The sequence below is a fragment of the Lentzea roselyniae genome, from assembly GCF_039537795.1.
GTDB lineage: Bacteria > Actinomycetota > Actinomycetes > Mycobacteriales > Pseudonocardiaceae > Lentzea > Lentzea atacamensis.
This window is the reverse complement of sequence record NZ_BAABBE010000010.1, coordinates 258,541-282,431: the sequence shown is the minus strand read 5'-3', so window position 1 is coordinate 282,431 and position 23,891 is coordinate 258,541. Positions and strand designations below refer to the sequence as shown.

The window sequence follows — 23,891 nt, the reverse complement described above, 5'->3', positions numbered from 1 at the left end:
GGATTGGCGGCATGGAACTCCAGCAACTGGTGGACCGCATTGCCGCCGAGGTCACGCCAGATGGCGCGGTAGCCGACTACATCCCGGCGCTCGCCAGGATCGACCCGCACGCCTTCGGCCTCGCCGTCGCCACACTGGACGGCGAGGTCTTCGGCGCTGGGGAGTACCGCACGCCGTTCTCCGTCCAGAGCATCTCCAAGGCGTTCATGCTCTCTCTGGCGCTGGCGGACAACGACGACGTGTGGACGCGCGTGGGCCGTGAACCGTCCGGCTCGCCGTTCAACTCGCTGGTCCAGCTGGAAGCCGAGAACGGCATCCCGCGCAACCCGTTCATCAACGCCGGCGCGCTCGTCGTCACCGACCACCTCGGCCTCGGTGCCGCCGACCGGCTGCTCGCCTTCCTGCGGCAGGAGAGCGGCAACCCCTCGATCGACGTCGACCCCGAGGTCGCCAAGTCCGAACTGGACCACTCCGATCGCAACCGCGCGCTGGCGCACTTCATGGCCTCGTACGGCAACATCCACAACCCCGTCGACGTCGTGCTGCACGAGTACGTCCGGCAGTGCTCGATCGCGATGAGCTGTGCGGATCTCGCCAGGGCCACGTTGTTCCTGGCCCGCCACGGCGTCCGCAACGACGGCAGCCGCCTGCTGGGCGTGAGCGGCGCGAAGCGGGTCAACGCCGTGATGCTCACCTGCGGCACCTACGACGCCGCCGGCCAGTTCGCCTACCGGGTCGGTCTGCCGGGCAAGAGCGGTGTCGGCGGAGGGATCATCGCCGTCGTCCCGGGGAGGTGCGCGATCTGCGTTTGGAGCCCAGGCTTGGACGCACGCGGCAACTCGGTCGCGGGCGTCGACGCGCTGGACAGATTCACGACTCTCACGGGGTGGTCTGTCTTCTGACTGGTGGTAGGAAGACGGGGTGAGCACATCGGTGAACGCACTGGCACTGGCAGAGGACGAGGCGGTGACCCTGGTCAGCGAGCTGATCAGGATCGACACCACGAACACGGGTGATCCCGCGACGCTGGTGGGAGAGCGCAAGGCCGCCGAGTGGGTGGCCGAGAAGCTTTCCGAGGTCGGGTACGAGACCACCTACGTCGAGTCGGGCGCGAAAGGCCGCGGCAACGTGATCGCGCGCCTCGCGGGTGCGGACCCCGGCCGGGGCGCCCTGCTGGTCCACGGTCACCTCGACGTCGTTCCCGCCGACGCCTCCGAGTGGTCGGTGCACCCGTTCTCCGGTGCCGTGCAGGACGGTTACGTGTGGGGCCGCGGCGCGGTCGACATGAAGGACATGGTCGGCATGACGCTGGCCCTGGCCCGGCACTTCAAGCGCGAAGGCGTGGTGCCGCCGCGCGACATCGTGTTCGCGTTCCTCGCCGACGAGGAGGCAGGTGGCCTCTTCGGCGCGAAGTGGCTGGTGGAGAACCGGCCAGAGCTGTTCGAGGGCGTCACCGAGGCGATCAGCGAGGTCGGCGGGTTCTCGATCACGCTGAAGGACGACGTCCGCGCCTATCTCGTGGAGACCGCCGAGAAGGGCATCCGCTGGCTCAAGCTGCGGGTCAAGGGCACCGCGGGCCACGGCAGCATGATCCAACACGACAACGCGGTCGCGAAGCTCGCCGCCGCCGTCACGAAGCTGGACCAGCACAAGTGGCCGCTGATCGTGCGCCCGTCGGTGCGTGAGTTCCTCGACGGCGTCAGCGAGATCACCGGGCTCGACTTCCCGGACGACGACATCGAGGGCTCGATCGGCAAGCTCGGCGCCCTGTCGCGGATGATCGGCGCGACGATCCGCGACACCGCGAACCCGACCATGCTGTCCGCGGGCTACAAGGCGAACGTGATCCCGTCGACGGCGGAGGCGACCGTCGACTGCCGGATCCTGCCCGGCCGCGAGGAGGCGTTCGACCGCGAGCTCGCGGAGCTGCTGGGCCCGGACGTCGAGCGCGAGTGGATCGGCCTGCCTCCGGTCGAGACGACGTTCGACGGCGCCCTGGTCGACGCGATGACGGCGTCGATCACCGCCGAGGACCCCGGCGCCCGCGTGCTGCCGTACATGCTGTCGGGCGGCACCGACGCCAAGTCGTTCCAGCGGCTCGGCATCCGCAACTTCGGCTTCTCACCGCTGAAGCTGCCGCCGGACCTCGACTTCTCCGGCCTCTTCCACGGCGTGGACGAGCGCGTTCCGGTGGACGCCCTTAAGTTCGGTGTGCGCGTTCTGGACCGTTTCCTGCGCAACAGCTGAGGAGTGTGCTGTGTCCACTGTGGACTTGACCGGGCAGGTCGCGTTGGTCACCGGCGGCGCGGGCGGAATCGGCGCGGCGGTCGTGCGCCGTCTCGCGAAGCTCGGCGCACGCGTCGCGGTGGTCGACCTGAACGCCGCCGGGGCACAGCGTCTCGCTTCCGCCGCCGGAGGGATCGCGATCGTCGGCGACGTGACCGACCCGTCGGTGATGCCGGAGGCCGCGGCACAGGTGGAGAAGGAGCTCGGGCGGCTCGACATCGTGCACCTGAACGCCGGTATCGGCGGCGGTCAGGCCGGAGTGGACGACGCGCTGGACGTCGCGCGATACCGGAAGCTGGTCGGGGTCAACGTCGACCACGTGGTGTACGGGCTCTGCGCCGCGGTACCGGCGTTGCGGCGGCAGGGCGGCGGGAAGATCGTGATCACGTCGTCGCTGGCCGGGCTGGCGGCCATGCCCTCGGATCCGCTGTACACGCTGACGAAGCACGCGGTGGTCGGGTACGTGCGGGCGGCGGGGGAGGCCTTGGCGGCTGACGGGATCGTGGTCGCCGCGCTGTGTCCCGGGTTCGTGGACACGTTGCTGCTGGGGGCGGCCAAGGAGGAGTTCGACGCCGTCTCGTTCCCGCTGCTGACGCCGTCGGACATCGCCGACGCCCTGCAGGCGGTCCTCACGGACGCGGAGCCGGGGGAGGCCTGGATCATCCAGCCGGGCGGGCAGGCCTCGGCCTATCGGTTCCGCGGTGTGCCGGGAGTCGGTGGCGGGCAGATGCCGCCCGATGTGGTGCTCGGACGCCGTTAGTGCGTGTCCTTTCGCCGGGTTGTCTCGTTAGGACGAACAGACGACACGGCGAAAGGAATGCGATGGTGCGGCTGGAGGACGGGACCGAGCTCAACGTGATGCGTGCGGGCGACCCGGATGCGCCGGTGACGGTCGTGCTGGCACACGGCTACGCGCTCGACCACCGCAGCTGGCACAAGGTCGTGGCCGCGCTGGGCGAGGACTTCCAGGTCATCGCCTACGACCACCGCGGGCACGGCAAGTCGGCCGGCGCCACCAAGGAGACCGCGACGATCGAGCAGCTCGGCGACGACCTGGGGGAGCTGATCGAGCGCGCGGTGCCACAGGGCCAGGTCGTGATCGCCGGGCACTCGATGGGCGGCATGGCGGCGCTCGCGATGGCCGAGCGCAGGCCCCGGCTGTTCCGGCAGCGCGTGCTGGGCAACGTGTTCGTGTCCATGGCGGCGAGCGGGCGCAGCGAGACGTCGCTGGCGTGGCCCAAGGCGGTGGGCAAGCTCGTCAGGGAGCTGGAGCGGGCGTTCGGGCCGATCGTGCGGGCGGTGCGGGAGAAGATCGAGCCGACCAAGACCGCGGGCCTGCGGTGGTGGCTGTTCGGCGACGAGCCGGCGGACGACGACGTCGACCTGACCGCGGACATGGTGTGGGGGCACTGGCCCGAGACCGTCGCGCTGTTCCGTCCCGCCGTGGACCGCTACGACCGGGAGGCCGGGCTGACCGTGGCCAAGGAGAAGGCCGTGGTCGCCGTTGTGGGGGACGAAGACCGGCTCGTGCCGGAGACGGACGCTGTGAAGTTCGGCGGCACATCGGTCGTCCTGGCCGATGCCGGGCATATGCTTCCGCTGGAACGGCCGGTGGAGCTCGCGAACCTGATTCGTGAGGTGGCCGCCAAGGCATAGCTGGGGGGCTGGTGCTGCAGTACCTGGAACCGAGGACGGACGTGCCGGCGAAGGACGACTGGTCCACCCGCCTGATCCTGCAGGAGCTGGGGCTCATCCGGCGCGCCCTGTCGATCATCGCTCTGGTGGCGCTGGCCGGGATCATCGGCTGCCTGTTCCTGCCGATGGTGGTGGGCAACATCGCGGCGATCGTGGTGTTGTCGCTGCTGTTGCTGGTGGGCGCGATCGGGCCGGTGATGCACCGGGTGCAGACGCTGCCGGTGCGCAGGGGACTGCTGGAGGAGCCGTGGCGGCGGTGCCCGGTGACCGTGGTCGACCATCCCGTCGACAAGTATTCCACTTACGTCCGCATGCCCGACGGTGCTGTCCTCGAGACCTTCCCGAGCGGCGAGCTGCGGGACGTTCTGCGCCGCCGCGGCGAGATCTTCGTGTGCGGTCCGAACGCGAAGGGCAAGGCGGTCGTGCGGGTCGCGGGTCTCGCCGAGACGGAGAACGCCGTGGTGGCGCGGCCGGCCGGGTTCGTGGACCGGGAACCGGAGGAGCCGCACGAGATCGGGCGCCCGCTGGATGACCCCGCGGTGCTCAAGGCCTTCTCCGGCCTGGTGGCGGGCACGCACTCGACGCTGTACGCCGCGATCTCCGCCGGGATCGGCGCGGTGATCGTGCTCATGAGCCTGTGGCCGATCGCCCCGGCCGGGCTCGCCGTCGGCGGGCTGGTCGTGGTCCTCTCGCTGCTCATGGTGCCGTCGCTGACAGAGCTGGGCCGCTGGTACCGCGACGCCGTCAAGGGGATGCACGCGGCGCAGCGCTGGATCCCGGTGCCGGTCACGTTGTTCCCGTGGAAGCCGGGCGCGCTCGTGGCTGGTCTCGCGACGATGGAGGGCGGCCGGCTGGCGCTCGTCCAGTTCGTGGACCCGAATCTGCACATCATCGCCAACATCGCCGACACCGGCACGATGTGGATCGCCGGCGTGCACGAGGACGTGATCGCTGTCGGAGTACCCGAGATCCCGGTGCTGACGATCGCGGCGATCCAACCGGACAGTGACACACCGAGGGAGGCACCGGTCCCGTGGATCCAGCGCCTTCGTCAGCCGGACTTCAGCGGCCTGCCACGGTAGGGGGAGCCGTGCAGTACCTGGAACCGCGGACGGACGTGCCTGCGAAGGACGACTGGTCGACCAGGATGATCCTCGACGAGCCCTGGTCCCACACGGAGCACAAGGTCATCTCGGTCATCGGGATCGTGACGTTCGTCGTCTGCTTCTTCATGCCGATGACGGCCGGCAACATCGCGGCGATCGTCGTGCTCGCGGTCCAGCTGCTCATGAACGTGGCCGGGCCGTTGGTCGGGCTGGCGGGGCGCCGTGCGGAGCGGCGTGGACTGCTGGACGAGCCGTGGCGGCGCCTGCCCGCCACGGTCGCCGACAACCCGGACGAGCCGTGGGACCTGCTGCTGCTCGACGGGCTGGTGCTCAAGGGCTCGTTGCACGACCTGCCGGACATGGTGCTGGACCGGCAGGAGGTCTTCGTCTGCGGCCCGGACGCCGAGGGGCGGGCGATGGTCAGGGCCGCCGGGTTCATGACGATGCGCCCGGCCGAGGTCGACACCGGGGAGTACGAGGCGAAGGAACGGGTGGACCGCCCGCTCGGCCGCCCCCTGGACGACCCGGCGCTTCAAGAGGTGCTCGGCGCCGCCTGGGCCATGAAGGTGATCTTGGTGATCATGGTGGTGATCGTGGTGGTCATCGGCGTGCTGGTCGCGCTGAGCGTGTCGCCCGTCGCGCCGACCGGGCTGGTCACGGCCGCGATCCTGGCGACGATGCTGTTCGACGTCCCGGCGATGATCGTGGCGATGCGCCGCCAGCGGCAGGCCGCACGCGCCGTGGAGAGCTCTGAGCAGTGGACACCGGTGCCGGTCAGGCTGTTCCCGGAGAAGGCAGGGCATCACGTCGCCGGCGTCGCGGAGCTGCCCGGCGGTCCGGCGGTGGTGCGGTTTCCCGTCCCGGACCGCGACGTGCTCGCGAACATCGCCGCCACCGGCGTCATGTGGACCGCGGGTACGCACGAGAACCTGATCGCGGTGGGCGTCCCGCACCTGAACTCGCTGACGTACGCGGTCGTGCGCTCCGGTGGGGCCGCCCACGACGGCGACCCCATGTCGTGGGGCCGGCGGCTCCGGCCCCGGCAGCTCCTCGGCCTGCCCTAGACGGGCGAGCGGCGGGCGCGGCCGGGCGGGCGGCCGAAGAGCCGGACGTGCTCGCCGACCAGCCACTCCTTCAGCGGCGCCCACTCCGGGTGGTGGTTGAGCACCAGGAGCCGGTGCATCCACCAGTTCGGGTCGTCGTGACGGGGGAACGCAGCGAGCCAGGCGGCCCGCTCCTGCTCGGACAGGCCCCACAGGTGCGCCAGCTGGCCCTGCGCGTCCGTGTCGAGTTGTGCGGTGATCCGACCGCCCTCGGTGTGCCATTCCGCGCGCAGTTCGCGCAGCACGGCCATGGCGCGTTGGTCGCCTTCCTCGGCGGTGACGACAACTGTGTGCAGGCCCTGCGCCGCAGCTTCGGCGAGCAGGGCTCGGGTGGACGTTTCGTCGTGCGGCAGTGCGCTGTGCGCGACCCCGACGTCGTGCGGCACGAGCTCCATGACAAGGAATCTGATCACATCTACAACCACTTCGGCAAAATTTATTGCTTCAGTGTTGACTGAAGAGTCGCCTTCGCCGGGTTACCGCCCGCAGTTGCACAGACGTTGTTGTGCGACGCCCCTGCATCGACACCGCACAACGTTTTCGCACTACAAATGGCGTCGAGAGGAATGGTGAGGGTGTTGTTCAGCAGAGAGGCCTCGGCTCGATGCCGGGGAAGTAGTGCTCCCAGTGTTGAGTGGACAGGTGCGCCGTCGTAGTGGCGCACACGCGGGCTGCGGTCGCCTCGACGTCCAGGTCCCAGACGCGGACGGTGCGGTCCGCGCCGGCGGTCGCGAGGGTGCGGTTGTCCGGCGCGAAGGCCACACCCCACACCCGTTCCGTGTGACCGTGCAGCACTGCCCGCAGCTGGGGGTTGCGGGCATCGCGCACGTCCCACACACGGATCAGGTCGTCCGCCGTGCCGGCCGCGAGGAGCGTGCCGTCGGGGGAGAAGGCGAGGCGCTGCAGCGGTCCGCCGTCGTTGGGCAGGAGGCCGAGCTGGCGCGGCTGAGCGGGGTCGCTGATGTCGTAGAGCGCCCCGCTGTTGCCCATGTTCGCGAACGCCATCACGTTGCCGTGGATGACGACCGACATGACCTCGTCGCGCCCGGCCTGGCCGCCGCGGCGGATGGGGTCCGGGTTGTCGTCGGTGCGCAGCGCCGGGTGGGCGCGGGGCGAGGCGGGGTTGCTGATGTCCCACATCTGGACCTCGCGGCTGCCGTTCGCGATGACGAGCGTGCGGTCGTCCTCGGTGAACTCGACCTGCCAGACGGTGTAGGTCTGGGGCACGGCGAAGCTGCCGGTCTTCACCGGGTTGGCGGGGTCGGTGATGTTCCAGAGGCCGACCACGCCGCTGTCCTCGGAGACGGCGAGCGTCTTGCCGTCGTGGCTGAACCTCGCGCCGGCGATGGGGCCGCTCCCGGCGATCGTCCTGCTCAGCTCGCGCGGCCGTTCGGGGTCGGAGACGTCCCACAGGACGTTGCCGGCCATGCTCGCGCCGAACACGATGTCGCGGTCGGGGTGGACGTCGACGGTGAGCGTCTCGTCGTCCGGGGCGAGCCTGGGCAGGACGGAGATCTCCTGGGCGTGGCGGTCGTCCGGGCGCCACAACCTGATGGTGCCGTCGGAGGAGACGGTGGCGAAGTAGCGGCCGCGCTTGTCGTAGGCGAGCCGCCACACCGTCAGCTTGTGGTGCGGGTAGTTGAGGTTGGCCAGGTCGAGCACGCGGATCTCGCGATCGCTGGTGGCGGTGACCATCTGCCGGGAGTCGGGACTGAAGGCGACCGACCAGAGCGCGTCGGTGTGGCCGGTCAGCGCGGTGGCGAGCCGGACGTCGCGGGGATCGGTGACGTCCCAGATGCGGGTGGACGTGTCGCCGCCGCCGCTCGCGAGGAACTTCCCGTCGGGGGAGAAGGCGAGCGAGTGGACCGCGAAGGTGTGTCCGGTGGAGACGCTGAGCTGCACCGGGTTGCGCGGGTCGGTGATGTCCCACAGCCGCACGTCGCCGTTGTCGGCGCCCGTGGCGAGCACCCGCCCGTTCGGGTGGAAGACGGCGGCGTCGGAGGTGATGTTGCCGGGGCTGGGCGCGGGGTCGATGGTGGAGATGGCGGTGCCGCTCGCGAGGTCCCAGAGCTTGACCGAGCCGTCCCAGGACGCCGACGCGAGGGTGGTGCCGGCGGGGTTGAGCGAGATGCCGTGCACGAGGTCGTCGTGGGCCTGGATGGTGCGCACGAGGGTGGCGGCGCCGGAGATGTTCCAGACCCGGATGGTCTTGTCCTGGCCGCTGCTGATCAGGGTGCCGCCGTCCGGGGTGAACTGGACGGCCTGGACCTGCCCCTCGTGGCCGGTGATGCGGGCCTTCTCAACCGGGCGGCGCGGGTCGGAGACGTCGAAGAGCCGGATGATGCCGTCCCAGCCCGCGGAGGCGATGGTGCGGCCGTCCGGGCTGAACGCCAGGTTGTGGGTGGCGTCGTCACCGGCGTGGATGCGCCCGAGCTCGGTGGGGTGGTGGGGGTCGGCGAAGTCCCAGAGGATCAGCGTCTTGTCGTCGGCGGCGCTGGCCATGACCTTGCCGTCCGGGCGGAACAGGGCGAACGAGGCCGCCTCCTTGTGGCCCTTGGCCAGCGTGAGCTGGGGTGCGCTGAACGTGCTGAGCAGGCTGTCGCGGGCCACCGGCAGGCCGGTGAGCCGGTAGGCGGCGAGACGCAGCTGGCTCGCGAGACCGGGGTCGCGGTCCTGCAGGCCGTTGGCGTCGGCGATGGCTTTCTGGGCGAGGGCGTTGACGCGTTCCGTGGTGGCTTGTCGTTGCGCGCGCACGGCGAACACGGTGGCGGTGGTGGCCACGAGCAGGAGAGCGGCGAGGAGGGCGACCACGCGCCGCAGGTTCGTGGTGCGGCGCTTCTCGACGGCCAGGTCCTGTTCGGCGGCGGCCCTGCTGGCGTCGAGGAACGCCTGTTCGGCGGCGTTGAGGGCGCCGGGTTCCCTGCTGGCCCAGCCGGTGGCCTGGGCGAGCGGGACGCCCCGGTAGAGCGAGCCGGGATCGCGGCCGTGCGCCTCCCAGTCGGCGGCCGCGGCGGTGAGCCTGCGGTGCACGCGCATGTCCTCGCGTGCCTCGGCGAGCCAGTCCCTGAGACGCGGCCAGCTGCGGATGACGGCTTCGTGGCTGATCTCGACGCTGTCGTCGTCGACGGTGAGGATGCGCGCGTCCGCGAGGTGTTCGACGACCTCGTCCGCCGCGAGCTCGGACCGCTTGACGTGCCGTTTGGTGTCCTCGGTGCCGTCGCCGGGGTTGACCAGCCGCAGGAAGATCTGGCGGGCTTGGGCCTGTTGCCGCTCGTCGAGGCTGGTGAAGGCGTTCTCGGCGGTGTTGGCGATGGCACGGGCGATGCCGCCGCTCTCGTGGTAGCTCGTGAGCGTGAGGGTGTTGCCGCGCTTGCGTTGCCACGTCTCCAGCAGCGCGTGGCTGACGTGGGGGAGGACGCCGGGTTCGCCGGTGGCGTCGGCGATGAGCCGGGCGACCAGTCCCGTCTCGAGCGCGCAGCCGACCTCGACCGCGGGCTGCGTGATGGCCTTGCGCAGCTCGTCGGTGGTCATCGGGCCGACGAGGACCTGGGCGTCCTCGAAGGCGTTGGCGAGGTCGGGGTAGCGGGCGCAGTGGCCGTAGAAGTCGGCGCGCATGCCGATGACCGTCTGGCCCTCGCGCTGCGTGAGCTCGGTGATGAACTCGTCGCGGTGGGGGAGCGCGAAGATCTCCTCGAACTGGTCGACGACGAGCAGGCCCTCGGTGCGGGGGAGGGTGCGATGCGTGCTCGGGGTGATCAGCTCGCCGTCCTTGCGGGCCAGGAGACCGGCCTGCAGCAGCGAGGACTTGCCTGAGCCGGACGCGCCGACGACCAGGACCGTGTCGTGGTGCTCCAGCTTGCCCAGCAGCTTGCCGACGAGCCGCTCGCGCCCGAAGAAGCGGTCGGCGTCCTGCTGCGTGAACGCCTTGAGGCCGACGTAGGGGGAGTCGGCCTTGGGTTCCTCGGCGTCCTGTTCGCCGATCTCACGCCAGCGCCGTTCCCACGCCTCCTCGTCGCCACCGCAGGCCCGGACGAACGCCAGTGCCACCGCGAGGCTGGGCAGCCGCTGGCCGCGGGCGGCACCGGCGAGGGTGCTGGCGGAGTAGTGGCTGAGTTTGCCGAGCTCGCGGTAGCCGGGGGAGCCGGCTTTCTCGCGGAGCTTGCGGAGGTCGAAGGCGAACTGTTCTACGGGCCCGGCGAACGGGTCGAGCGGCTTCTCCGGGCGAGGCATGACAGCGATTCTGTCATCCGGCCTCAGCTCGTCATCCACAAGCACTTCAGTGTGGACTAAAGATCAGCTCCGGTTGGCGTTCGGCGTGTGCGGCATCCGCACCACACCCTTGCGCCCAGCAGAGTCCTGGAGCCTCGGCGTGCTCCGCACTCAACTATCTCGATAGCTTCAGTGTTTACTGAAATAGGTCACCAACCGGTGCTCACCTTCACCAGGCAGGTACAGCGTCTCGAAAGCCAGGACGTGACCAGCCCAGCGCTCGACACCGATGGCCGGAGGCAGGGCGGCGGCCGTGTCGTACCGGTCGCTGAACGCGGCACCGGCGGTGAGGGAGAGCTCGAACGCGAGCGCGGCGGCCGCGTGGTCACCGAGGTCGGCGGCAGCCCGCAACGCGGCGGCGCGGTGGACCGCGATCGACTCCCAGTCGGGGTAGTGGGCCTTGGCCTGCGGGCTGAACGCGAAGCGGACGACGTTCTGCTCGTCGTCCAGGCCCGAGATCGCCCGGAACGCGGGGGTGCACGCGAGGACGTCTCCCGCGGGGTTGAGGACGCACGCCGGTGTGGGTTCGAGGGCGGCGAGCATCGCGAGCACGGTCGGCCGCAGCGGCGGGGGAGCGGGCGGCGCGCAGGTCTGGTCGGCCTTGATCAGGCGGTAGAGGTGGACGCGCTCGTCCGGGGACAGCGCGAGTGCGTCGGCGAGGGCGACGAGGACCTGGCCGGAGGGGGAGCGGTCGGTGCCGCGTTCGAGGCGGGTGAGGTACTCGACGCTGATGCCGGCGCGGTCGGCGAGTTCGCCGCGGCGCAGTCCCGGGGTGCGCCGGCGGCCGGCGGTGGAGGGAGGTGGCGTGGCTTCGCGGCGGGCGCGCAGGAACCGGCCCAGTGCGTTGTCGGCCATGATCGCCGAGTTTAGAGGGGCCCTGAGCGGGTCTGGCTCTGGCCGGGCACGCGGGTGATGCTGTGGATCATGCGATACCGATTGTTCGGCCGGACGGGTCTGCGAGTGTCGGAGTTGTTGCTGGGCACCATGGCCTTGCGGTCGGAGGAGGAGGCGCGGCGGGTGCTCGACGTGTACGCCGATGCCGGTGGGAACTTCCTGGACACGGCTTCGGCTTACGGGGAGAGCGAGGAGGTCCTCGGTGCGGTGATGGAGCGGCGGGACCGGTTCGTCGTGGCGACGAAGTACACGTTGTCACGGGACGTGCGGGATCCGAACGCGGGCGGGAACCACCGCAAGAACCTGGTGCTGTCGCTGGAGCAGAGTCTGCGGCGGCTGCGGACGGACTACGTGGACGTGTTGTGGGTGCACCTGTGGGATCGCCGCACGCCGGTCGAGGAGACGATGCGGGCGTTGGACGACGTGGTGCGGGCGGGGAAGGTGCTCTACGTCGGGGTGTCGGACGCGCCGTCGTGGTTCGTGGCGCGGGCGAACACGCTGGCGGAATGGCGGGACTGGACGCCGTTCTCCGGGTTGCAGGTGCCGTACAACCTGGTGCGGCGTGACGTCGAGCGGGAGTTGTTGCCGATGGCGTCCGCGTTGGGGATCAGCGTTGCGGCGTGGGCGCCGTTGGCTCAGGGAAAGCTTTCCGGCGGCACGCAACGGGCGGGGCGGCTCACCGAGCGGGAGGAGAGCGCGGCGCGGGCTGTGCGGGCGGTCGCGGAGGAGCTGGGGGCGACGCCGGCTCAGGTGGCGCTGGCGTGGGTGCGGCGCGATGGCGTGTTGCCGCTCGTCGGGGTGCGTACGCCGGAGCAGCTGGCCGGTTGTCTGGGCGAGGTTGTGCTGCCGCCGGAAGCGGTCGCGCGCCTGGAGGCGGCGGCCCCGTTCGAGCGGGGCTTTCCGGCGGACTTCATCGCGGAGTGCGAGGCGAGCCCGTTCGCGTTCGGCGAAGCTGTTGTCAGGTGATGAGGCCTGGCAGCAGCGAGGGCTGGCGCTTGCGGCGCAGCCAGACCTTGCGGGAGCCGTCTCCGTAGAGCAGCGTGCGGGAGAGTTCCCAGCCCGCGAACTCGGCGTGGATGGCCAGCTGCGTGGTCGCGGTGCGGCGGGAGATGCCGGGCGGCAGACGCAGCGGCCGGTACTCCCAGTCCCCGTCGATCACCCCTTCGTTCATGGCGCGATCACCTGTATCCCTCCGTTGTCGCCGGACGTGACCGTGACGCGTCCGGTCTCCTGGTCGACGCTGACCGTGTTGGGTTGACGCACGGTGGGGAACCGGTGTTTCTCGGTCGGTTCGCCACCGGCGACGTTGAGTCCGACGACCTCGTTGCGCTCGGTGAGGGTGATCCACGCGATGTCGCGCTTGGCGTCGTAGGCGATGCCGTACGGGCTGCCGGGGACGGGGTAGCGCTGGCGCATGATCAGCGGGTTGACGGAGAACGCGATGAACTCGCCGCCGCGGGTGTCGACGACGAGCAGGCGTCCGTAGCGGTCGGCGACGCCGTTGGTGGCGCCGTCGCCCGCTCGCAGTCCGGTGCCCCTGACCTCGGCGCCCTTGTCGTCGGTGGTCATCTCGAACACCGCGCTGCGCAGCCGGTCGAGCTCGACGTTGCGGCCGTTGACCTGGAACTTCAGCGTGGTGCCGCCCTCGGTGAACGATCCGCCGGGCGTGACGTCGCCGGGGACCGTGCCGTTCTGGGCGGGGGAGTGGGCCGGTTTGGCGGCCTCGAGCGTCTCCGCGACTTGCAGAGGATCGGACGACCCCTCGCTCTGTCCGCACGCGGCCAGCGTGACGGTGGTCAAGAGCAGAGCAGCGAGCCGGCGCAAGATCGGATCCTCCTGAGGTACGTCGTGGTCTACCAGGATCCACGACGTTCGGCGGAAGGTCACGCAAGGGGTGGCGTGAAACCCGTTTGGCCGTCACCCGTATTTAGTTCTATAACTTCAGTGTAGACTAAAATTAAACCCTGTCGAGTCGCACGACCCTGCCCGAACTCAAGTCATAAGAAGCCGCAACGACACCAAGTGCGCCCCTGGTCACGGCCTCGCGGATGATGACGCTGCGTTCTTGCAGGATGGCGGTGGTGCGGAGGGCTTGTTCGGCGACGCACGCGGCGAGGAACGAGCGGTCGTCGGCTCGCGGGGCGGTGGCGCGGACAGCGGGTTCGATGGTGCGGACGAGGGTGCTGATGTCGCCGGTGACGTGGCCTTTTCCGCGGACGACGTCGATGGTGGCGCTGACGGCGCCGCAGCCGGCGTGGCCGAGCACGACGACGAGCGGCACGTGCAGGTGCTCGACGGCGTATTCGATGCTGCCGACGACGCTGGAGTCGAGGACCTCGCCGGCGGCGCGGATGGTGAAGATGTCGCCGAGGCCGTCGTCGAAGACGATCTCGGGTGGGACGCGGGAGTCCGCGCAGCCGAGGACGCAGGCGAAGGGGTGCTGGCCGTCGACGAGTTGTTCGCGCCAGTGGCCGGTGGCGTGGGGGTGGACCTGGCGGCCTTCGACGAAGCGCTGGTTGCCTTCGAGGAGGCGGTTCCAGGCGTCGTCGGCTGCTGTGGTTCCGGCGGTGGCGGCGGGTGTGGTGACCAGGGCGGTCGCGGAGAGGCCGACGAACGCGCGGCGTGTTAATCCGGGCACGGCGGGCAACGTAGCCCTGGTCCGTTCGGAGTAATGCGGCGGGGTTGTGCTGGAACGGTTCAGGGCATGGGGCGTTCGGGGTAGCCGAGTTCGATGGCGCTGACGTCGTCGAGTGCTGCCCGGATGGCGGGTGGGAGTGTCAGCTGTTCGGTTTCGAGGGAGGCGATCAGCTGGTTGGTGTCGCGGGCGCCCACCACGGGTGCGACCACTCCTGGCCGGTCGCGGACCCAGGCCAGTGCCACGCACAGCGCCGAGGTGCCGAGTCCGTCGGCGGCGGTGGCGACGGCTTGCACGATGCGGGCGGCGCGTTCGTTGCGGTGTTGTTCGACGTAGCCGGCGAAGTGCGGGGATGCGCCGCGGGAGTCCGGTGGTGTGCCGTTGCGGTACTTGCCGGTGAGGACTCCGCGGCCGAGTGGTGCCCAGGGCAGGAGTCCGATGCCGTGGTGGGCGGCGGCGGGGGCTACTTCGCGTTCGATGCCGCGTTCCAGCAGTGAGTACTCGACCTGGGTGGAGATCAGCGGGAACGTGGTGGGTGTGAGGGCGGCGGTGGCGAGTTGCCAGCCGCTGTAGTTGGAGACGCCGGCGTAGCGGACCTTGCCGGAGGTGATGGCGTGGTCGAGGGCGGACAGTGTCTCCTCGATCGGTACGCCCGCGTCCCAGGCGTGCAGTTGCCACAGGTCGATGTGGTCGATGCCGAGGCGTCGCAGTGATCCGTCCAGTGCGGTGAGGAGTGCGCCGCGTGAGGCGCCTCCGCCGAAGGGGCCTTCGGTGCGGCGGGCGACGGCTTTGGTGGCGATGACGAGTTCGTCGCGGGGGACGACTTCGCTCAGGAGGCCGCCGAGGATGCGTTCTGCTTCGCCGTCGGTGTAGACGTCGGCGGTGTCGATGAGGGTGCCGCCGGCGTCGGCGAAGGCCATGAGCTGGGTGGCGGCCTCGTCCGCGTCGGTGTCGCGGCCCCATGTCATCGTGCCCAGTGCCGTCCTGGACACGCGGAGGCCGCTGCGGCCGAGGTATCGCTGTTCCACGTGCGCGATGCTAAGGGGTGATCATCGGCTGAGCCTGGCAATCGGTGTTACTGACCGGTAGGGTCTCGCCCGTGAAGCTCGGATTGAACCTCGGATACTGGGGCGCCGGCAACGACGCCGCGAACCTGGAGCTGGCCAAAGAGGCCGACCGGCTCGGCTTTTCGGTGGTGTGGGCCGCGGAGGCCTACGGCTCCGACGCGCCTACGGTGCTCTCGTGGGTGGCCGCGCAGACCGAACGGATCGACGTCGGTAGCGCGATCTTCCAGATTCCGGCGCGGACGCCGGCGATGGCGGCGATGACCGCGGCGACGCTGGACACCCTGTCGGGTGGCCGGTTCCGCATGGGTCTCGGCGTGTCGGGTCCGCAGGTGTCGGAGGGCTGGCACGGTGTGCGGTTCGACAAGCCGCTGGCGCGCACGCGTGAGTACGTGGAGATCGTGAGGCGGGCGTTGTCCCGCGAGAAGCTGCGGTTCGAGGGTGAGCACTACACGTTGCCGCTGCCCGACGGTCCCGGCAAGGCGCTGCAGCTGACGGTGCACCCGGTGCGTGAGCGGATCCCGATCTACCTGGCTTCGGTGGGTCCGAAGAACCTGGAGCTGACGGGTGAGATCGCGGACGGGTGGCTGGCGATCTTCTTCTCGCCGGAGTACTCCGCGGAGTCGCTGGCGAGCGTGAAGGCCGGCCGGGAGAAGGCCGGGAAGTCGATGGACGGGTTCGACGTCGTTCCGACCGTGCCGTTGATCGTCGGTGACGACTGGAAGGCGTGCGCTGACCCGGTCCGCGCCTACACCGCGCTGTACGTGGGCGGTATGGGGTCGCGTAAGCAGAACTTCTACAACAACCTGATGGTGCGCATGGGTTTCCCGGCTCAGGCCGAGGAGATCCAGGAGAAGTACCTGGCCCGTGACTACGCCGGTGCCATGGCGGCGATCCCGCTGGAGTTCCTGGACGCGACGTCGTTGCTGGGCCCGAAGGAGCGCATAGCAGACAAGATGAAGGCTCTCGCCGCCGCGGGGGTCACCACGCTGTCCGTTTCGCCGATGCTGCAAGATCTCGAGCAGGGGATCGCGGGCCTTCGCACCGCGGCCGAAGCTCTGGATCTGGCAGGAGTGGGTAGTTGAGCTGGTTGCAGGCTCTGGTCCTCGGACTGGTCCAAGGACTGACGGAATTCCTGCCGATTTCCAGCAGTGCGCACCTGCGCATCACGTCGACGCTGTTCTTCGGCAACGACGCGGGCGCTTCGTTCACCGCGGTCATCCAGCTGGGTACCGAGGTGGCGGTGCTGATCTACTTCGCCAAGGACATCGGGCGGTTCATCGGCGCCTGGTTCCGCGGCCTCTTCAGCGCGGAAGCGCGCAAGGAGAAGGACTACAGGCTCGCCTGGTACGTGATCATCGGTTCCGTGCCGATCTCCATCCTCGGTTACCTGCTGAAGGACGAGATCCGGACGTCGGCGCGCAACCTGTGGATCACGGCGACGATGCTGGTGGTGTTCGGTCTGCTGCTGGGGCTCGCCGACCAGCTCGCGAAGCACCAGCGTGACGAGCTGCGGATGAAGGACGCGATCGGGATGGGCCTGGCGCAGGCGCTGGCGCTCATCCCGGGCGTGTCGCGTTCCGGTGGCACCCTGACCGCGGGTCTGTTCCTGGGTCTGACGCGTGAGGCGGCGGCGCGGTACTCGTTCCTGCTGGCGATTCCGGCGGTGTTCGGTGCGGGGTTGTTCTCCATTCCGGACGTGCTGGAGCGCACCGGTGAGGGTGTGCAGGCGTCGATCCCGCAGATGATCGTGGCGACGCTGATCTCGTTCGTGGTGGGTTACGCCACGATCGCGTGGTTGTTGAAGTACGTGTCGAAGCACTCCTACTCGGCGTTCGTGTGGTACCGGCTGATGCTGGGCCTGGTGCTGATGGGGCTGCTGTCGATGGGATTGCTGCAACCGATCTAAGGTGGGTGGCGTGGCCACCGTGATCCTGCTCCGACATGCTCGTTCCACCGCCAACGGTTCCGGTGTGCTCGCCGGGCGATCGCTGGGTGTCGGGTTGGACGAACGCGGGCGGGCGCAGGCCGCCGCACTCGTCGGCCGGTTGAAGGACATTCCGGTGAGCGCGGTCGTGTCGTCTCCTCTGCAGCGTTGTGAGGAGACGTTGGCGCCGTTGCTGGCGGATCGTGCCCTGGAAGCGGTCGCGGAGCCGGACGTGTCCGAAGTGGACTACGGCGCGTGGACCGGGAAGGCGCTCAAGGACCTGCTGAACGAGCCTTTGTGGGCGGTTGTGCAGCAGCATCCGTCCGCTGCGATCTTCCCGGACGGTGAGGGGCTCGCGTTCGTGCAGGCGCGTGCGGTCGCCGCGGTGCGCGCGCACGACGCCCGGATCACCGAGGAACACGGGCCGGGCGCGGTGTGGGTGCTGTGCTCGCACGGCGATGTGATCAAGGCCATTCTCGCGGACGCGCTGGGCGTGCACCTGGACGGTTTTCAGCGCATCGTCGTCGACCCGTGTTCCATCTCCGTGGTGCAGTACACGCAGACGCGGCCGTTCGTGTTGCGCGTCAACGACAACGGTGGCGATCTGACGGGGGTGGTGCCCGCGGCGCCGCCGCAGGAGGAGCCGTCGTCGGACGCTACCGTGGGCGGCGCGACCGGGACCTGAGGTAGCGCTGTTCCGGCACGCTCAGCGTCCGCTTCGCCGCCCGCTCGTACTCCTGCCGGGCCTGTTCGTGTTGTCCTTGCAGGTCGAGGAGATGTGCTTTCACGGCGTGGACGCGGTAGTGGTCGAGGTCCAGTGTGGAGAGTTCCTGCAGCGCCTTGTCCGGTCCGTGGACCATCGCGACCGCGACGATCCGGTTCAGCGCGACCATCGGGCCGGGAGCGATCACGGTGAGCAGCTCGTAGAGGCCGAGGATCTCGTGCCAGTCGGTGTCTTCCGCGGTCTTGGCCTCGGCGTGGACGGCCGCGATCGCCGCCTGCAGCTGGTACGGGCCGATCTCCGCGGTTTTCAGCGCTGTGCCGATGAGCTCGGTGCCCTCGGCGATGGCGTGGGCGTCCCACTTCGAGCGGTCCTGTTCGGCGAGCGGGACCAGCGCGCCGTTGTCGTCGGTGCGGGCGGGCCGGCGGGCGTCGGTGAGCAGCATCAACGCCAGCAACCCGGTGACCTCGCCGTCGTCGGGCCTCCTGCGATGGAGTTGCCGGGTCAGGCGGATCGCTTCGGCGGTGAGGTCGACGCGGACGAGGTCGTCTCCGGAGCTCGCGGTGGAGCCCTCGGTGAAGATCAGGTAGAGCACGTGCAGGACCGCCGTCAGGTCCTGCGGCGCCCGGAACTTCGCGCCTTTGATCTTCTGCTTCGCGCGGCTGATCCGTTGCGCCACAGTCGCTTCCGGTACGAGGAACGCCCGCGCGATCTCCGCGGTGGTGAGACCTCCGACCGCGCGGAGCGTGAGCGCGATCTGTGAGGCCGTCGTGAGGCTTTCGTGGCAGCACAACGCCAGGATTGTGAGCGTGTCGTCCTGCGCGGGCGCCGGGTCCGGCGGGGGAGGCGTGAGCGCGACGACTTTCTCCTCGCGCTGGCGCCGTGCCGTGTCGGACCGGTACTGCTCGATCCACCGGCGGCTCGCCGCGGTGATCAGCCAGCCCTTGGGGTTGTCCGGGACGCCCTCGACCGGCCACTGCTGTGCTGCGCCGAGCAGTGCTTCCTGCACGGCGTCCTCGCACACGTCGAACTGCCCGTGGCGGCGGACGAGCACGCCGAGGACCTGCGGCGCCAGTTCGCGCAGCAGGCCCTCGATCTCAGGCGTGAGACTCACATGTCGTCCAGCATCGACATGTCCCAGACGGGCCGGACCTCGATGCCGTCGTTGTGGGCGTCGGGCAGCGTCGCGGCGTGGGCGATGACCTGGTCGATGGTGTCGGCCTCGACCAGGTAGAAGCCGGCCAGGTACTCCTTGGCCTCGGCGAACGGCCCGTCGGTGACCACGACCTCGCCGCCCCGGATGCTCACGCCCTTGCCGGTCTCCGGTCCGGGGAGGCCTTCGCTGACGATCAGCTCCCCGGAGGCGCGCAGCTTGTCGGTGAGGTCGTAGTGGGCCTGGCCGAACTGCGTCTGCTGCTCTTCGGTCAGCTTCTCCCACGCCGCCCGCGACTTCGGGTTGCTGTAGATCAGGATCAGGTACTTCACTTCCGGCCTCCAGGCTCGTCGGCTGGCTCGAAAAATCTTCTCACCGCCATGTCGAGACCGCGGGCCGTGCTTCGACACCGGGGTGTCACTTCGAGACGGAGGTTTCCGCGATGACTCACACGCTGGTGCAGGACGAGACCGCGATCCGCGCGTTGTTCACCGAGCAGGAGGAGGGCATGCGCCTGCGCGATCCGGCCCGCATCGTCGCGCGCTACGCCGACGACGCGGTGACGTGCACGCTGGCGCCGCCGCTGCGCAACACCGGCCTGGACGCCCGCGACCCGGAGGCGCTGGCCGGCTGGATGGCCGGGTTCACCGGGCCGATCACCCTGGAGCACCGGGACCTGTCGGTGGCGGTGTCCGGTGAGGTGGCGTTCGTGCACGGGCTGGCGCGGCTGGCGGCGGTGCCGGTCGGTTACCCCGAGGGTTTCTCCATGTGGATGCGCAAGACCGTGGGGCTGCGGCGCCGGGACGGGCGGTGGCTGGTGACGCACGAGCACGAGTCGGTGCCGTTCTACATGGACGGGTCGTTCCTGGCGGCCACCGATCTGGAGCCCTGAGGGGGCTCGGGCGAGCGAAATGTGCCGAGGCCCGGACCGTGCAGGGGGTCGGTCCGGACCTCGGCGCTTCTTTCGGTGGCGGGTCCTTACTTGACGTTCACCGCGGCCCAGGCACGGTTGACCGCCGCGTACTCGGCGCTGCTCGCGCCATGGAGGTCGGCCGCCGCCGCGAGCGTGCCCGTGCGGGCCGCCGCGTACTTGGTGCTGGAGGTGAACTTCGTGGTCAGCGCGCGGTACCAGATCTTCTCGGCCTTGGCGCGGCCGATGCCGGTGACGGGCTGGTTGTCGTAGGTGGGGGAGTCGTGGGCGACGCCGTTGATCGTCTTCTGGCCGCTGCCCTCCGACAGCAGGTAGAAGAAGTGGTTGGCGATGCCCGAGGAGTAGTGCACGTCGACGTTGCCGGCGCTGGCCGACCAGTGATCGAGGCTGCGGCCGTCCCTGGAGGGCTTGTCCATGTAGCGCAACGGCTTGCCGTCGCCCCGGATGTTGATCTTCTCGCCGATCAGGTAGTCGCCCGCGTCGGAGGCGTTGGCGGCGTGGAACTCCGTGGTGGAGCCGAAGATGTCGCTGGTGGCCTCGTTGAGGCCGCCGGACTCGCCGGAGTACACCAGGCCCGCGGTGGCCGAGGTGATGCCGTGTGACATCTCGTGCGCGGCCACGTCGATCGACGTCAGCGGGTTGCGGTTCTGGGCGCCGTCGCCGTAGGTCATGCAGAAGCAGGAGTCCGACCAGAAGGCGTTGACGTAGTTGTTGCCGTAGTGGACCTTGCTCAGCGCGCCCACGCCGTTGTTCTTGATGCCGCTGCGGCCGTGGACGTTCTTGTAGTAGTCCCACGTCTTGGCCGCGCCGTACGCCGCGTCGACGCCCGCGGTGGCCTTGTCGGTATGGGTGCCGTTGCCCCACTTGTTGTCCGCGTCGGTGAACAACGTGCCGGTGCCGGAGCCGTTGTTGAGGTTGTTGACGGCCTGGTTGCCGCGTGCCGGGTCCTTGAGCTGGAACGTCGCGCCGGACTGGGTCGTGCTCAGGCCGACGGTGCCGCTGTAGGTGGACTGGCCGGTGCCCTCGGCGACGTGGACGCCGTCGTAGGTCAGCAGCGTCTCACCGGTCTTGGCGTCGGTGAACGTGTGCAGCTCGCTCGGTGTCTGGTCGTCCTTGACGCTGTGCGTGACGGTCTCCCACGCCAGCACGGGCGCGTGGTCCAGGGCGAACACCACGAGCTTCGCGCCGGACTGAGCGGTGGCGGGCGCAGAGGTGTCGAGGCCGGACAGGGAGGCCTCTGACGCCTTCGTGATGGCGGTGACCTGGCCGGCCTTCTGGGCGACGACGAGGTCGCCGCCGATGACCTTCAGGCCGTTGAGCGTGCGGTCGAACCGGAAGTGGTGCGTGCCGTCGGCGTCGCGCACGACGTCACGCGGGACGAGCTGTTCGCCACCGGACAGGCCGAGGGCGGAGGAGATCGTCCCCGCCTGCTCGGCCGCCGCGTGCAGTGCTTCCTGGCCGGCCGGCAACGGGTTCACCGGCTGCGGAGCCGCGTTGGCCCCCAGGACGCCCGCGGAGGCGAGTACCGCCGCGGACATCAGGGCGGTCGTGACGCCCAGGGTTGTGCGTTTCATGCGAACGCTCCTGTTCCGGTGCAGGGAGTGAGCGTTCCGGCGTTACAGGGATGCCGGACCGACCACCGTGGAACAGCACGACCATCGTCTCGATGACCGGGCGTGGTGATCGTATTGCTCTGAGTGCACGGGAAGGGCCACTCCCAGAATGCGAGATTGCTTCACGAATTGAGCTGCTTCGCTGGTCAGGAGACCGGTTTTTGTCCGGATGGTGGAACAAAAGAGCAGCTCAACCAGTGTGGAAACACAACGGAAACTTCCTGTGCCGCTCCTGCGGACGGCGCAGTCCACTGCTCCGGGTAGTGCAGCCCTACCGGAGGGGATCTTGTTTAGAGTTAACCGCCCGGCCTGAGACCTGGCTCACAAACTCAGAGGCCCAAGCGGGTGACCGCGTTGTCCTCGAGCGGGTTCGCGGTCCGGATGTAGCGGTGCACCGTGCGCGGGTTGGTCCACCGGCCCTGCCGCATGATCTCCCGGTCACTGGCCCCGCCCAGCGCCGCCTGCGTCGCGAACCCCGCCCGCAGCGAATGCCCGCCGAAGAGCGCCGGGTCCAGCCCCGCCTTCAGCGCGTAGCGCTTCACCAGCTCCGCCACCGCGCGCCCCGACATCGCCTTCACCCCGACGCCGCCGTGCCGGTTGATCACCGGGAACAACGCCCCCTGGCGCCGCGCGCCGTCGTAGCCGTGGCAGCGGTGCAGCCCGTTCTCGGTGATGTCCTTGCCGTCCAGCACATCCGCCCAGTCCGCGAACGCGCACACCGGGCACGTCGGCCGCCTGCCGCCGCGCGGCAACACGACCGACTGCTGATGCCTGCCCGTCTGATCGGTCTTCGTCGTCCCCAGCCGGATCAGCAGCAACGGCTCGTGCGTGCGCGGATCCACGTCGACCGTGACGTCCTCGAATTCGATCCCCGCCAGCTCGCTGCGCCGCAGTGCCCCCGCGAAACCCACGAGCAGCAGCAACGCGTCCCGGGCTCGCGCGGGACCCTCCTGCGGGCGTTCCCGCAGCAGCGCCTCCAGCGTGTCGAGCAGCACCGGCCGCTTCCGCCTCGGCTGCGACTTCCGCGACCGGCGAATACCCCGCAACGTCAGCCGCACGACATCACTGCGCGTCGGACTCGGCAACCCGTTCGCCGCGTGCACCGCCGAGATCGCCGCCGACTTGCGCTCCAGCGTCGACGCCCCGAACGCCGGCGACCCGTCCGGCTTCACCGTGTCCGCCGCCGCCGCCAGGTACACCGCCACGTCCAGCGGATCCGCCGGCAGCGCCTGCCGCCCCTCGGCCTGGCACCAGCCCGCCCACGCGATCCAGTCCGACCGGTACGCCCGCACCGTGTTCGGCGACTGCGCACTGCGCAGATAGCTGCTCAACGACGCCGCCTGCTCGTCGTCGAACCTCTCACGCACCCGCGCGAGCGCGTCGGTATCGATCAGCACCGAGTGCGACACCCGCACCAGCGCGTGCTGGACGGGTTCGGGCAGGCTCACACCCGCGATGGTAGCCCTCTGATCAACTCCACCACCTCGCGCGGCGTGAACTCCAGCGCCCCGATCCCCACGCTCACCTCGAAGCTGCACCGCCCCGGATCCGGATTCGACCGCGCGTACAGGAACAGCCTGATCCCCTCGTCCTTCAGGAGGTTCTCCGCCGCCAGCTGGGCCTGCAGCCGCGGCATCGGCAGATGGACGTGGAACAGGGGAGTGACCGGCACCTCCGGTGTGGTGTGCGCGAACCCGTCCTCGTTGATCGCCTTCGCCAGCGCCTGCGCGTGGTGCTTGAACTCCGCCATCCGCGGCAGGTTCTCCTCCAGCCCCATCAACGCGATCGCCGCCAGCGGCCACGCGTCCACGATCGCCCCGCCCAGCCTGCGCCGCCACACCGCCGCGTGCTCGATCGTCTCCGCGTCACCGGCGAGCACGGCACCCCGGACACCCTCGAGTCCTTTGTAGAGCGACACGTACACCGTGTCGAACAACGCCGCGATCTCCAGCAGCGACTCGTCGTACCCGGTCTGCGCCTCCCAGATCCGCGCGCCGTCGCAGTGCGCCGCCGCCCCGTTGTCCCTGGCCCACCCGGTCTGCTTCGCGAGGTCGCCGAACTCCGGCAGCTGCCCGCCGATGTCACGCTGCGGCAGCTCGAAAACGACCGCGGCGAGTGGTTCGCCGACCATGCCGAGGTCGTCGAGGGTGAGCAGCGCGTTGCGGTCACCCACCGGATGGAACCGCAACCCGTGCACCGCGCTGTAACCCTGGTTCTCCCACACGTGCAGATGCGACTGCGGATGCCCCGCGAACGCGTGCCGGCCGGTCCGCTCGGCGTGCACCCGCAACGCCGTTTGCTGCGCCATCGTCCCCGACGGGAAGAACAACGCGCGCTGCTTGCCGAGCAGGCCCGCGACCCGTTCCTCCAGCTCCCGCACCGGATCCTCGGGCCTGACGCCCGGAGTCATCCACTCGGCGAGGCGGCGCACCACCTCGTGCGGCGACCGGCGCGGACCGGAGTGGTTCGACAGTGAACGGCGGATGTCCATGCC

At 69.8% G+C, this 23,891-nt stretch carries 23 protein-coding genes; 11 read left to right on the top strand and 12 right to left on the bottom strand.

Translation table 11 applies throughout. The features are described 5' to 3' along the window. The first annotated feature begins 11 nt into the window (after window positions 1-11). The 6 genes from ABFX45_RS20505 to ABFX45_RS20480 all read left to right on the top strand — a co-directional run bounded on the left by ABFX45_RS20505 (window position 12) and on the right by ABFX45_RS20480 (window position 6,151). Window positions 12-902, top strand: coding sequence for a glutaminase (locus ABFX45_RS20505; RefSeq protein ID WP_346131682.1), 891 nt, complete (start codon window positions 12-14; stop codon window positions 900-902). 19 nt (window positions 903-921) lie between these two features. Then, complete coding sequence (locus tag ABFX45_RS20500; RefSeq protein ID WP_346131681.1) at window positions 922-2,247, top strand: M20/M25/M40 family metallo-hydrolase; 1,326 nt, start codon at window positions 922-924, stop codon at window positions 2,245-2,247. A 10-nt stretch (window positions 2,248-2,257) separates the two neighbouring features. Further along, complete coding sequence (locus ABFX45_RS20495) at window positions 2,258-3,046, top strand: SDR family oxidoreductase (protein WP_346131680.1); 789 nt, start codon at window positions 2,258-2,260, stop codon at window positions 3,044-3,046. A 62-nt stretch (window positions 3,047-3,108) separates the two neighbouring features. Next, window positions 3,109-3,942, top strand: a complete 834-nt coding sequence (locus tag ABFX45_RS20490) for an alpha/beta fold hydrolase (RefSeq protein ID WP_109642449.1) — start codon at window positions 3,109-3,111, stop codon at window positions 3,940-3,942. Window positions 3,943-3,953: 11 nt separating this feature from the next. Continuing rightward, on the top strand, window positions 3,954-5,063 hold the full coding sequence (locus ABFX45_RS20485; RefSeq protein WP_346131679.1) for a hypothetical protein: 1,110 nt from the start codon (window positions 3,954-3,956) through the stop codon (window positions 5,061-5,063). Window positions 5,064-5,071: 8 nt separating this feature from the next. Further along, window positions 5,072-6,151: a hypothetical protein gene (locus ABFX45_RS20480; RefSeq protein WP_346131678.1), complete on the top strand. Its 1,080-nt coding sequence runs from the start codon at window positions 5,072-5,074 to the stop codon at window positions 6,149-6,151. On the opposite strand, the gene ABFX45_RS20475 is transcribed toward ABFX45_RS20480, so the two are convergent. The 3 genes from ABFX45_RS20475 to ABFX45_RS20465 all read right to left on the bottom strand — a co-directional run bounded on the left by ABFX45_RS20475 (window position 6,148) and on the right by ABFX45_RS20465 (window position 11,314). Then, window positions 6,148-6,603, bottom strand: coding sequence for a hypothetical protein (locus ABFX45_RS20475; protein WP_146231916.1), 456 nt, complete (start codon window positions 6,601-6,603; stop codon window positions 6,148-6,150). The genes ABFX45_RS20480 and ABFX45_RS20475 overlap by 4 nt on opposite strands. 169 nt (window positions 6,604-6,772) lie before the next feature. Further along, on the bottom strand, window positions 6,773-10,420 hold the full coding sequence (locus ABFX45_RS20470) for an nSTAND1 domain-containing NTPase (protein ID WP_346131677.1): 3,648 nt from the start codon (window positions 10,418-10,420) through the stop codon (window positions 6,773-6,775). Window positions 10,421-10,588: 168 nt separating this feature from the next. Further along, on the bottom strand, window positions 10,589-11,314 hold the full coding sequence (locus ABFX45_RS20465) for a helix-turn-helix domain-containing protein (protein ID WP_346131676.1): 726 nt from the start codon (window positions 11,312-11,314) through the stop codon (window positions 10,589-10,591). Window positions 11,315-11,383: 69 nt separating this feature from the next. On the opposite strand from ABFX45_RS20465, the gene ABFX45_RS20460 reads away from it, so the two are divergent. Then, window positions 11,384-12,319: an aldo/keto reductase gene (locus ABFX45_RS20460; RefSeq protein WP_346131675.1), complete on the top strand. Its 936-nt coding sequence runs from the start codon at window positions 11,384-11,386 to the stop codon at window positions 12,317-12,319. Here ABFX45_RS20460 and ABFX45_RS20455 read toward each other — a convergent pair. The 4 genes from ABFX45_RS20455 to ABFX45_RS20440 all read right to left on the bottom strand — a co-directional run bounded on the left by ABFX45_RS20455 (window position 12,312) and on the right by ABFX45_RS20440 (window position 15,016). Next, window positions 12,312-12,524, bottom strand: coding sequence for a DUF5703 family protein (locus tag ABFX45_RS20455; protein WP_112225096.1), 213 nt, complete (start codon window positions 12,522-12,524; stop codon window positions 12,312-12,314). The two genes, ABFX45_RS20460 and ABFX45_RS20455, sit on opposite strands and share 8 nt — an antisense overlap. Beyond that, entirely contained in the window at window positions 12,521-13,177 is a 657-nt protein-coding gene (locus tag ABFX45_RS20450; protein WP_428834172.1) for a YncE family protein, read from the bottom strand. Before ABFX45_RS20450 ends, ABFX45_RS20455 begins: the two co-directional genes overlap by 4 nt. A 133-nt stretch (window positions 13,178-13,310) precedes the next feature. Continuing rightward, entirely contained in the window at window positions 13,311-13,991 is a 681-nt protein-coding gene (locus tag ABFX45_RS20445; RefSeq protein WP_346131674.1) for a carbonic anhydrase, read from the bottom strand. A gap of 59 nt (window positions 13,992-14,050) precedes the next feature. After that, window positions 14,051-15,016, bottom strand: coding sequence for an aldo/keto reductase (locus ABFX45_RS20440; protein ID WP_109642468.1), 966 nt, complete (start codon window positions 15,014-15,016; stop codon window positions 14,051-14,053). A 71-nt stretch (window positions 15,017-15,087) separates the two neighbouring features. On the opposite strand from ABFX45_RS20440, the gene ABFX45_RS20435 reads away from it, so the two are divergent. The 3 genes from ABFX45_RS20435 to ABFX45_RS20425 are packed head-to-tail and all read left to right on the top strand — an operon-like array spanning window position 15,088 to window position 17,664. Next, the gene (locus tag ABFX45_RS20435) at window positions 15,088-16,137 is read left to right on the top strand and encodes an LLM class F420-dependent oxidoreductase (RefSeq protein WP_109642470.1); all 1,050 of its coding nucleotides are present in this window, start codon (window positions 15,088-15,090) and stop codon (window positions 16,135-16,137) included. After that, entirely contained in the window at window positions 16,134-16,961 is an 828-nt protein-coding gene (locus ABFX45_RS20430) for an undecaprenyl-diphosphate phosphatase (RefSeq protein WP_109642472.1), read from the top strand. Before ABFX45_RS20435 ends, ABFX45_RS20430 begins: the two co-directional genes overlap by 4 nt. Before the next feature lie 10 nt (window positions 16,962-16,971). Next, window positions 16,972-17,664: a histidine phosphatase family protein gene (locus ABFX45_RS20425; protein ID WP_211337782.1), complete on the top strand. Its 693-nt coding sequence runs from the start codon at window positions 16,972-16,974 to the stop codon at window positions 17,662-17,664. On the opposite strand, the gene ABFX45_RS20420 is transcribed toward ABFX45_RS20425, so the two are convergent. Continuing rightward, complete coding sequence (locus ABFX45_RS20420) at window positions 17,636-18,814, bottom strand: RNA polymerase sigma factor (RefSeq protein WP_346131673.1); 1,179 nt, start codon at window positions 18,812-18,814, stop codon at window positions 17,636-17,638. The genes ABFX45_RS20425 and ABFX45_RS20420 overlap by 29 nt on opposite strands. Further along, complete coding sequence (locus ABFX45_RS20415; protein WP_346131672.1) at window positions 18,811-19,185, bottom strand: YciI family protein; 375 nt, start codon at window positions 19,183-19,185, stop codon at window positions 18,811-18,813. Before ABFX45_RS20415 ends, ABFX45_RS20420 begins: the two co-directional genes overlap by 4 nt. A 110-nt stretch (window positions 19,186-19,295) precedes the next feature. Between ABFX45_RS20415 and ABFX45_RS20410 the strand changes: the two genes are divergently transcribed. Beyond that, window positions 19,296-19,745, top strand: coding sequence for a YybH family protein (locus ABFX45_RS20410; protein WP_346131671.1), 450 nt, complete (start codon window positions 19,296-19,298; stop codon window positions 19,743-19,745). Between the two features lie 86 nt (window positions 19,746-19,831). Here the strand turns inward: ABFX45_RS20410 and ABFX45_RS20405 are convergent, their stop codons facing one another. The 3 genes from ABFX45_RS20405 to ABFX45_RS20395 form a co-directional block, all read right to left on the bottom strand. Beyond that, complete coding sequence (locus tag ABFX45_RS20405; RefSeq protein WP_346131670.1) at window positions 19,832-21,358, bottom strand: M4 family metallopeptidase; 1,527 nt, start codon at window positions 21,356-21,358, stop codon at window positions 19,832-19,834. A 368-nt stretch (window positions 21,359-21,726) separates the two neighbouring features. Further along, window positions 21,727-22,845, bottom strand: coding sequence for a site-specific integrase (locus ABFX45_RS20400; RefSeq protein WP_233440282.1), 1,119 nt, complete (start codon window positions 22,843-22,845; stop codon window positions 21,727-21,729). Continuing rightward, complete coding sequence (locus ABFX45_RS20395; RefSeq protein ID WP_346131669.1) at window positions 22,842-23,888, bottom strand: threonine aldolase family protein; 1,047 nt, start codon at window positions 23,886-23,888, stop codon at window positions 22,842-22,844. Before ABFX45_RS20395 ends, ABFX45_RS20400 begins: the two co-directional genes overlap by 4 nt. Window positions 23,889-23,891: the final 3 nt, after the last annotated feature.